Raw genomic sequence first — 10,566 nt, forward strand, 5'->3', positions numbered from 1 at the left:
CTGCCCCTCTGCCTCCCTGCCCAATCCCCAAATCAAATTAGGAGTCACAACAATGCCTGTTGAACAACGCTCTCACGACACTAACAATGGTTCCTTGCCTTATCTGTTCTCGCCTGTTTCTAACAATGCCAACAAATCTGCACCCTTATCTCGATGTGTTTTCTCGTTTGGTGAAGTCATCAATCTGGCTACTTACAGCACCATTCCCATCGCTACCTGAGCAGCAGTTTTTCCGGGGCATTGGCACATCGGATTAGCGAAACTTCTCTAGGTGTTACCCAGACGATGCAAATGATGATTACTGAATTTATGCCAGTAATTGTTGTGTATACTGTCGCCACGACGATACTGTATCGCGCCTATCCTCCACTGGCTGCACTCGTGGGAATATGGGCAGTTCTCTTCATCAGTATTTCGTTTTGGCTGGCAACTCGCTGCCGATTTTACTCCCGGAAAGCCGCAGCCGCCAGAAGTGAGACAACTGGCATCATCGTAGATACAGTCACAAATCTCACTAGTAGCCGACTATTTGCTCGCTTTAATTTTGAACGACGTTATTTGAATGAGCAATTAAGGCACGAACTCAAACACGTGAGAGAGTCCAACTGGTACTCGGAGCGCATTCGCTGGTTTCAGTTCATTTCAGCAGCCATTCTGAAAATTAGCACGCTGTATTACTCGCTCTCTCTTTGGAGTCAAGGAGCGATCGCTACTGCTGACTTTGTTGTAGCAACCAGCTTATCACTGTTGATCATCAGTGAAGCGCGTAATTTGAGCCGCCGCTTTCTAGAATTTTTTGAACATATTGGGAATGTCGCCAATGGTGTCTTCACCATCGTTCAACCGCACGAGTTGGTCGATCGCGAGAAGGCGATCGCCCACTCAATCACTCAAGGTAAGATTGAGTTTCGGCGGGTGAATTTCAACTACACAGATCAGAAGAAAGTTTTCAACAACCTTTCTGTCACCATCCAAGCGGGACAGCGTGTCGGATTGGTAGGCTTGTCCGGCTGTGGAAAATCCACCTTTGTCAATCTGATTTTGCGTTTGTTCGACCCACAATCTGGACAGATTATCATTGATGGGGTCGATATTCGAGACATGACTCAGGATGCTTTACACGCTCAGATCAGCTTAATTCCCCAAGATCCGTCTCTATTTCATCGCACTTTGCTAGAAAATATTCGTTACGGACGCTTGGATGCAACCGATGAGGAAGTGATCGAGGCTTCACGAAAGGCTCATGCTCACGATTTCATCGTTCAAAGTAAAGATGGTTACAATTCTTTGGTGGGCGAACGTGGCGTTAAGTTGTCTGGGGGGCAGAGACAGCGCATTGTGATTGCTAGGGTAATCCTCAAAGATGCGCCGATCCTAATCTTAGATGAAGCCACCTCTAGTCTCGATTCAATCACCGAAAAAGCAATCCAAGATACCCTCGACTTAGCAATGAATGGAAAAACGGTCATTGTGGTAGCTCATCGATTATCTACCATCGTCCATCTAGATAGAATTCTGGTGTTCGATAAAGGTCGAATTATCGAAGATGGTTCCCACGCTAAACTGCTGGCACTCGGCGGCGCTTACTACAGATTATGGAAAATGCAAGCGGGTGGATTTCTACCAGATAATCTCGATGAGGTTCGCACTGGCACAGATAACATCGAAAAGGAAATGATCGCTTGATAAGTTTTGAAAGTTTGTAGTAAGCACTTGAGTGCTTAGAAAATAAGGACTAAAGTCCTTACTACGAACTTGCTTAACGATTAATTTAAACTTGACTTGATTAGTTAAGTTAATTAACTTGCAACTGCAACCGACTTTTTGCGAGTGGGACGCTTGCGGTTGGATTTTTTCTTCAGTCCAACCGCTTGGGCTTGATCGCTATCTGAGCCATATTGTCCGCGTACAACTTCTTTCATAGCTAATACAGCATTGTGAAATTCCCATTCTGCCAATCGAGCAGCATCGACAGCAGCGCGGTATAAAGCTAGTCTTTCAGTTTCAGCCTGTTGCTGTGCCAACATCGCCTGATAAGCTTGCTGAATGTTTGCAACAGAGGCATTAGAACGGCTTGTATCGTAAGTGCTGACGGTTTGCAAACCGTGGAATGAGGTAATATCTTGACTAATGATTTGAAAACGCAAACGACGTGTTGTATCTTGGTTAGGCATATATTTATACGTGCTAAACTCTATATTTAATGTGCCCAATAACAACGCAATAAATAACAGTAAGTTTAGAGGGTGTAGGGGATAAGGTGTGGGGTGTAGGGAACCCACGCTTAAAAACGTGGGATTGAAGCAATGTTAGCGAAAGAGTAGGTTAGCTTGTGCAAGTCGATGTATTAACAAGGCCGCCGCTGTATTAACAAGGCCGCCGCCGCATTAACAATGCAAGCCGATGCATTAACAAGGCCGCCGCTGTATTAACAATGCAAGCCGATGCATTAACAAGGCCGCCGCTGTATTAACAATGCAAGCCAATGCATTCACTTAACTTTGTAGTGCGATCGCAAAACGTCTCCATGAGAATAGCTTGGTGCGGACAGCATTAATTCTGGCTAATTATTGCTTTAAGTCAATCTGGTAGCAATACGCTTGGGTTAAGCATTTTTTCTCTTCTCTCTGTTTCCTCTGCGCCTCTGCGGTTCGTTAAAAAAGTTGACTTTGACAAAGAGTTTTAGCCTTAACCCAAGCGTATTGAATCTGGTAGAAAAACAGGAAGTGCGTAGTTTACCGCCGTAGGCATCGCAAAGTTTGAGTAGAATTGGATAGAACTGACAAATCCAAAACGGAAAAGTGGCGTATACCAATGCTGCAATCCATTGAGCAACGCATTGAGCGTGTCATCAATAATCTTCTGTCAGCAACAACGTTGGAAGGAAAATTTGGTCTACCAAAAACATTGAATGAGCAATTAGCACATCACCACACCCCAGGTATTAGTATTGCAGTTATTAATGATTTTGAAATCGAATGGGCGCGTGGATTTGGGGTGTGTCAGGCCAAAACAACTTGTGAAGTTACACCAAACACGTTGTTTCAAGCAGCCTCAATCAGCAAACCTGTTTTCGCTTTAGCAGTCATGCATCTTGCACAGCAAGGTCGTCTCAATCTGGATGAGGATGTTAATACCTATCTCACCTCATGGCGTGTACCTGCGATCGCAATCAGCTTGAAGGATTGAATTTACGTTAACAGTGTTGCTGTTTTTTGAACAGTGACAACAGCAAACACACGAATCCCATTACTACCAATGGCACTGAAGAAGCAGATTCTGGGACAGGCTGAGGGTTTTGCACAGGCTGATAATTGATAAAATTTCCTTGAATTGGGCTGAGTGATGCCAAAAGTTGCTCAATATCGCTAGATATATTAGTGTCATTACCAACACTTTTGGAAGAGATGAGGCGGTTAAACGTTTGGCTACTCGATTCATCAAAATCTCCTGTGAACCCAAGAAAATTTTGACCTATTTTACCTATAAGAGAGTCAATTAGATTGTTAACATCAGTTTTGATCCCTAGCGGGGATAACTTTAAACTGCTGATATTATTGACATTTCCAATTTTTGTGTTGTCAGTATTCGCTAACCAATTGCCATTACCAATAATTTCATTTCCACTGGTAAAAACCCAGTTACCATTACCAATAATTGTGTTATTAGTACCAAAGTCCCAATTACCGTTTCCAATGGTTGCGTTGTCACTGCCGAAGTGCCAATTACCATTACCTAATGTTGAATTATTACTTCCATCGTCCCAATACCAGTTGCCGTTACCAAGAGTTGTGTTACTCTTTCCAAATAGCCAGTTGCCATTACCGATGGTTGTGTTGTCATTATTAAAGTTCCAGTTACCATTCCCAATGGTTGCGCTGTCACTACCATAATCCGAGTTAAAATTACCAATAGTTGCGTTATTATTACCAAGGTTCTTGTTACCATTCCCAACCGGTGCGTTGCCTTCATTAAAGGTTTGGCTACCAGGATTAGATGTATTCCCACCGCTGCTAAAGGGTGTATTGTTACCAAGGACTTCTTTCAACGGATCGAAAGGTGATTGTTGAAGCAGACTTCCAGCACCTGCGATCGCATTACCACCACTTGGAATCGCATTACCACCGCCTGCAAATGGGTTACTTCCTCCTGCAAATGGGTTGCTTCCTCCTGCAAATGGGTTAGTAGCCCCACTTGGAATCGCATTACCACCGCCTGCAAATGGGTTAGTAGCCCCACTTGGAATCGGATAACCACTGTTTGCAAAAGGATTACTACCTCCTGCCAATGTGTTGTCAATACCTTTGAAAAAGTTATCACCCAAAACTAACTTTAATCGATCAAAGATTAATTTCTGAAGCCCACTGCCAGCATCGCCTGCAAACGGGTTAATACCGCCACCTGGAATGGGATTGTTACCGTTACCTAATAACAGATTGCTACCACCCGTCAACGGGCTACCTTCAGGAGACAAACTGCTATTGGTAGCAAAGGAACCAACGCTGTTAGGGACACCTGCACTTAAGGGATTAACTCCACCATTAAAGGGATTGACAGCAGACTTTTCCATTGGCACTAATTTTCCTATTTTTAGTTAAAAAGTTATGAGGACTTCAGTACTTCTTATAAAAATTATGAATTTGCTAAACCCAAAATATCTCTAAAATAAAGGCTTTAATCATCTTACTGTCAAACTAACAGAGAATATTGCTTAAATCCTTAGCTGTAAATAGTTCCAGGACGTAAAATAGCAAACTAGTACAATAAGGCAGAAGTCACATCACTGATAATACACGCTTTTGAGCTTTATCGAATGGTATGTTTATTTGCGCCAAACTGTACTAGCATACTATGTACTGAAGAACTCATTATTGTTCTCTCTATTTATCTGCTCATTTTCGCAAGGATTCTATTAAGCGAACGGGATTTATTAACCACCAAATGATGGGATTTGTCCTCCGCTACCACCACCAAATGATGGGATTTGTCCTCCACTACCACCACCGAATGATGGGATTTGTCCTCCACTACCACCACCGAATGATGGGATTTGTCCTCCACTACCACCACCGAATGATGGGATTTGTCCTCCACTACCACCACCAAATGATGGGATTTGTCCTCCACTACCACCACCAAATGATGGGATTTGTCCTCCACTACCACCACCAAATGATGGGGTTTTTCCATCGCCCAGTTCCTTGTCAAGCCTTGAGTCAACTAGCTTGTCAATAGTAACCCTCAAATCAGACCCGTTCGGTATTTTACTTGTGCTAATACCATAGGTCTGGCTACCAGCACCAGTCAAAGGGTCGCTACCACTACCTTGGTTACTACCACCTGCGGATGAGTTACCACCGCCTGCGAATGGGTTACTACTGCCACCAGCGCCAGTCAAAGGGTCGCTGCCAGTACTTTGGTTCCCGCCACCTGCGGATGGGTTTGCACCACCTGTGGATGGTCTACCACCGCCTGCGGATGGGTTTGCACCGCCTGTGGATGGCCTACCACCGCCTGCGGCTGGGTTGACACCCCCTGCAAAGATATTCCAGAAGTTGTCACCAGCGAAAGGATTACCATTATAGGCTAAAGGCTGACTGCCACCGCTACCGACAGCAGCACCGCCACCAAATGCGCTACCATTTTCTCCATTACCAACACCACTGAATATATTGGAGCCCTCAGGGATAACTGGTTTCAAGCGATCAAAGGGTCCAAGTTGTCCAATCGCATTGTTCCCATTAGTAGAGGAGTTACTGCTACCACTATTACTATTGCTACCACTATTACTTGAATTGTCTGCCATTAGAATTCATCCTCGTTATTGTTTTGATAAAAATTTTGCTAGCATCAGAACATAAAATAGATTTAATTTTTGTCTATTTCATGGCTGTTTTGTTATTTTGATTGTTAGCAAAACTAGTTAGTAGCTATTAAATCACTTGGTTATCTTTGTTAAGTGGAGATAATCAATTTTTAATAAATGCTACCTATTTACACTTACAATTTATATGATTTAACTTTGAAGCACAATGAAAAATGTTTTGATATATTTATCAAACTTGTAGATATTTTTAGACAATAATTTAAAAAATTAACTGATATATTTGTAAGTAGGTGTAGATAAACAAACTTAAACTATGTAACTAAGTATAAAAGGCTCAAAACTTTGCGATTGCTTCTCTTCAAGACACTCTGCGAACGTTTCACTCGCAATGACGTAGTTATGAATTTTCCCGCCTACCTATTTATAACAAGATTGAACTTGGTTAAACATTATTATATTGTAATGAACAATCTTTTGATAAATTTACCAAATTTTTAGATATTTAATTAATTTGCGTTTAACCGGGCTTCTATTACTTTTGGCAGATGTAATACCGCCAGACTGATAACAATAAATAGCACGATTTCTAACACACTGCAATACGCTGTATTAGCACTGCTACGAAGTGTAGCGAAAAAAGATTCGGTACAGGAATTACTTCAGATAAATCAGCAAATTCAATCCCGGAATTGTGCGGGAAAGTGTCCACAAAACGAGAGTGATGTAAATTACACCCAAACTCCATTGATACCAAGCAAGTGCAGAGATGATGCCAGGTAGGTGTTCGTCTCGTAGGCGAATGTCGTTAAATCCTAATTTAACTAGGTTGTTGAGACTAAAATCATAGTAGTTGAGCCAGTTCCAACGGCGATCGCACAACAAGGGCATATATCGTTCCCGAAATGTCTGATTCCTTGGTATCACTGGCAAACGCCCAATCAACAATCGTAACTGGCGAAATGTGCCGTCTTCTGTGAAGTAAGAAACGTCCATTAAGTCATGATAACGACCTTGTTGGTAAAGTCGGATCAATAAAGCCATTGGGACGGGGACAAGAATTATTACCAGACATCCCAATGTCAGCCAAGGTTGTTGAGCATTGCGAAAGATTGCTAGTAAGCTGAAGAATTCTAAAACGCTAAAACTGACTAATATCGAAATGGTTTCGTAAGATGTGGGAATAATTGGTACGGGATGCAGCCGACGATAGCGATCTACTAGCCAAAATAGTAGACCGAAATAAGCGATCGCAACTCCTCCCACACCAAACACTAACCAAAAATTCGTACCATAGCCACTCAACAACAGCAGTACACTCAACGCCAACCAACTCCAAGCTTGCAGCAACCACCCAACTATAGAAAGGGTTTCGCCAACAATTAAGCGATCGCTTAGTTGGGTATATTTTTCTAAATCGATGTCTGCAATGGTGAGTAACTCACTACTGTTGCGAAAGGATTTTACCAGACGACGCTGGGCGATCGCTTCAGCTTGAGTTGCGGAAAAACCCAAATTCATCAAACTTGCAACAGTTGCACTATTAATATTTGTAGCCGTCAAACGATGCCCAAACTCAATTAATCGCAGTCGTTGTTTTGTGTATTCCAGTTCATTAGCATCGGCAACTTGCTGTTGCTGACGGAAATTTTGCCCCAAATTCCGCAAGACGTTTTGATTACCTTGCAATGTTGGGATGCAGAACATCTGACCAATTTGACCGGGATTACCTAAAATTTTCGCTTGGTTGGAGTTAAAAGTTAAACCAGATACGCTTAAACAAGCCTCTTTAGCAAACCTGGAATCACTAAAATCTGCTTGGTTCAAAATGCTCGCACCTTGCAAATTTACTAATTGGTTAAACTCTGCTTCTCGGAAGCTTACACCTTGCTCAAAAGTCGCTTCTGTTAAAAGGAGAAACTGATTAAAATCTGCCTTAGTAAACTGGGCTTGATTGGCAAAATCCACTTCAGAAAAATCAGCATTTCCTTGCCATTGGACATTACTGAATTTAGCCAACTGTTTAAAATTTGCTTGGTTAAAGTTGGCAGTTGCCTCAAAGATACTACCTTGAAAATCAGCCAGTTCCCGAAAGTTAATTTTTTTAAAATTAGCTTTTTCAAAAAATATACTGCCCTGAAAATTACTTGGTTGTTGGAAATTAACACTGGTAAAACTCACAGGACGAGCAAATCTGGTTTCAGTCCAGTTAGTGGGTTGGAGAAAAGTTGCACCTTGGGCATCAACAGACTGAAGAAAAAATGTATTGGAGAACTTCACTTCGCCGTTGAAGCGAGTTTGCGCCAGTGTTAAGACACCACGAAAGACGGCAATTTCACTGGCTGGGGTTGACTCTGTTCTCAGAAGCGATCGACAATCTTTAGAGTTGGGTAAAGCGATTGCGAGTGACTCTAGACAAACAAAGCGCAAACGTTCTAGTTTTTCTTGTTCGGTAGCGGTGAAAATGGATGCGATCGCTTTTGCATATAATGGTGTTCTTAATCCCATATCGCTGCCGACAAAATCCCCCAGAATTAAAGTATAGCTGAGGTCTAAACCTAGAGGTTTTGTACTGAGTTCTTTTCGTAGTAGTTGGTAAAAAGCATCACGAAAACTGGCGTTTTCTGGGCGTAAATCGATCGCCATTTTTTGCAAATCGACGGTTAAATTTCCTTCGCGGAGTATGGGTGTGCGTAGTCGTTCTTGTAATAATTCTAGGGTTAAGGGTGTGCGTTCTGGTTGTGTTTGTACTGCCGAAGTTGGTAGGGGGAGGAGGAGTAAAACGCAAAGGAACGCTAAGGGAAGCGCAGAGGTACGCAGAGAAACTCCTTTGTGTACCTTTGCGTTTAACCTCTGCGTGCCTTTGCGTTTAAAAGATAAATTATGCAAATTGTTCGATCATTCGTCACTAATCAGCAGAACAATTTTACCTGTCACAGACCCACTTTCAATCAGTTGGTGGGCTTTAGCTGCTTCTTTTAAGGGAAATTTGTGATTCACATGGATTTTTAATTTGCCTTCATCGATCCAGGTGGCAGATTGTTCGAGAATTTCTGCATGATGGTGGAGACTATCTTGTAATCCTAGCAATGCTGGTGTCAGCATTAATTCTAAACCGATGCGGAGGTTGCGAGTTCTAGCAGTTTTCCAAGCAGTATTGGCATCTGGTTCGAGAATCGTCACAATATCTCCATAGACTCGCACTGCGGGGAAGGTTTTGTGAAAGGTTTCGCCGCCTACGGTATCAAAAGCCAAGTCTACACCTTCGCCGCCAGTCCAATCTAATACCGCTTGCACAAAGTCTGTTTGTTTGTAAAAAATTATATGATCGGCACCGAGTTCTTTGACGAAATTAGCTTTTTCCTCAGAACTTACTGTGGTGGAAACAGTAGCACCTTTGAGTTTTGCCAATTGAATTGCTACATGGCCGACACCACCAGCACCCGCATGAATCAAAACCCGTTCCCCAGGTTCTAATCGTCCCCGTTCATATAAAGCTTCCCAGGCGGTGATTAATACTAAAGGCGCTGCTGCTGCTTCGGCAAAGGAGATAGAGGCGGGTTTACGTGCCACAAACCGCTCATCTACAACGGTATATTCAGCGTAATTTCCTTGGTGTGCCCCCAACCCTCCATAGCAAAAATATACTTCATCACCTGCGCGAAAACGCTGAACTCCAGCACCTACTGCTTCAACAATACCTGCACCATCACATCCTAAAATTGTTGGCGTGCGATCGGGGTAGAAAGTGCCTCGACTACGAAGTTTAGTGTCAATGGGGTTAATGCCAGCCGCCACCAAATGCACTAAAAGTTCAGTATTCCCTACAGGAACAGCAGGGTTTGGCACATCCTGTACTTGCAGAACTTCGGGACTGCCAGCTGTTGTCATCAAGACTGCTTTCACAACTCTTTCCTCCTGGCTTTAGATGCACGTTCTTATGCAACTTTAGCGTAAGAGGGTGGACACAAAGCTATGTTTGAGGGAAAACTGCGATTTTTGACGACAAGGTGCGATCGCCCTACATCTATATTCAACAAAAAACAAGCGACTGAAGCTTTGAAGATTATCCCTTAATTACTGCTAAATTCAATATATAATCTCACGTAAGTAATATTTGTTTATTCTTCACTCATAATTGAGCCATTTTGTAAAGTCGCCAAACTCCTACTTCACGATGGCGACAGCCTGATGAACAGATCGGGTAAATTAAGATAAGTAAAGAAAACGCTTTGAACTAAATGGCAGCTCTAAGCTTACAAGAAATTTCTACTCAGTTAGAAAGTCCGAATTTACGCGATCGCATGGTAGCCCTTGCTAATCTGCGTCATGTTGCGGCTGAGGATGCAGTCCCTTTGATTAAAAAGGTACTAGACGATGAATCTTTGCAACTGCGATCGATGGCAATATTTGCTCTGGGAATCAAGCCAACGCCAGAATGTTATTCTATTTTGGTAAAAATTCTCGAAAATGACCCCGATTATGGTATACGCGCTGATGCCGCCGGTGCTTTAGGATATTTGGGTGATGCCAGAGCCTTTGAGGTGCTTTCACGGGCATTTTATGAAGATACTGATTGGCTAGTACGTTTTAGTGCAGCTGTTTCTCTAGGTAATATTAAAGATCCTCGTGCCCGTCAAATTCTTCTTCAGGCATTAGATAGCAAAGAAGTCGTGTTACAACAAGCTGCAATCTCTGCACTGGGAGAAATTAAAGACATCGAGTCTGTAGATAAGATCCTG

The 10,566-nt window shown here is 42.7% G+C and carries 7 protein-coding genes and 2 pseudogenes; 4 read left to right on the plus strand and 5 right to left on the minus strand.

The window, feature by feature from the left end:
• Positions 1–220 (plus strand): annotated as a pseudogene (locus IQ229_RS24785) (hypothetical protein); the annotation flags it as partial.
• A pseudogene (locus tag IQ229_RS01880) lies at positions 190–1,686 on the plus strand (ABC transporter ATP-binding protein); the annotation flags it as partial. The pseudogenes IQ229_RS24785 and IQ229_RS01880, both read left to right, overlap by 31 nt.
• Positions 1,687–1,799: 113 nt before the next feature.
• Here the strand turns inward: IQ229_RS01880 and IQ229_RS01885 are convergent.
• A complete protein-coding gene (locus IQ229_RS01885) occupies positions 1,800–2,174 on the minus strand; it encodes a hypothetical protein (protein ID WP_194040766.1) in 375 nt (124 codons plus the stop codon).
• A 640-nt stretch (positions 2,175–2,814) separates the two neighbouring features.
• Here IQ229_RS01885 and IQ229_RS01890 point away from each other — a divergent pair.
• Positions 2,815–3,189, plus strand: a complete 375-nt coding sequence (locus IQ229_RS01890; protein ID WP_194040768.1) for a serine hydrolase domain-containing protein — start codon at positions 2,815–2,817, stop codon at positions 3,187–3,189.
• A gap of 7 nt (positions 3,190–3,196) precedes the next feature.
• Here the strand turns inward: IQ229_RS01890 and IQ229_RS01895 are convergent, their stop codons facing one another.
• The 4 genes from IQ229_RS01895 to IQ229_RS01910 all read right to left on the minus strand — a co-directional run bounded on the left by IQ229_RS01895 (position 3,197) and on the right by IQ229_RS01910 (position 9,730).
• Complete coding sequence (locus IQ229_RS01895) at positions 3,197–4,570, minus strand: autotransporter outer membrane beta-barrel domain-containing protein (protein WP_194040770.1); 1,374 nt, start codon at positions 4,568–4,570, stop codon at positions 3,197–3,199.
• A gap of 360 nt (positions 4,571–4,930) precedes the next feature.
• Positions 4,931–5,806 carry a hypothetical protein gene (locus IQ229_RS24400; protein WP_194040772.1) on the minus strand — a complete coding sequence of 292 codons (876 nt, stop codon included), beginning with the start codon at positions 5,804–5,806 and terminating at the stop codon, positions 4,931–4,933.
• 675 nt (positions 5,807–6,481) lie between these two features.
• The gene (locus IQ229_RS01905) at positions 6,482–8,713 is read right to left on the minus strand and encodes a pentapeptide repeat-containing protein (RefSeq protein WP_194040774.1); all 2,232 of its coding nucleotides are present in this window, start codon (positions 8,711–8,713) and stop codon (positions 6,482–6,484) included.
• 9 nt (positions 8,714–8,722) lie between these two features.
• Entirely contained in the window at positions 8,723–9,730 is a 1,008-nt protein-coding gene (locus IQ229_RS01910; RefSeq protein WP_194040776.1) for a zinc-dependent alcohol dehydrogenase family protein, read from the minus strand.
• Positions 9,731–10,065: 335 nt separating this feature from the next.
• On the opposite strand from IQ229_RS01910, the gene IQ229_RS01915 reads away from it, so the two are divergent.
• The coding region (locus IQ229_RS01915) for a HEAT repeat domain-containing protein (protein ID WP_194040778.1) at positions 10,066–10,566 on the plus strand (501 nt) is incomplete at its 3' end.

It is taken from the genome of Nostoc cf. edaphicum LEGE 07299 (assembly GCF_015207245.1).
GTDB classification, from domain to species: Bacteria; Cyanobacteriota; Cyanobacteriia; order Cyanobacteriales; family Nostocaceae; genus Nostoc; species Nostoc edaphicum_B.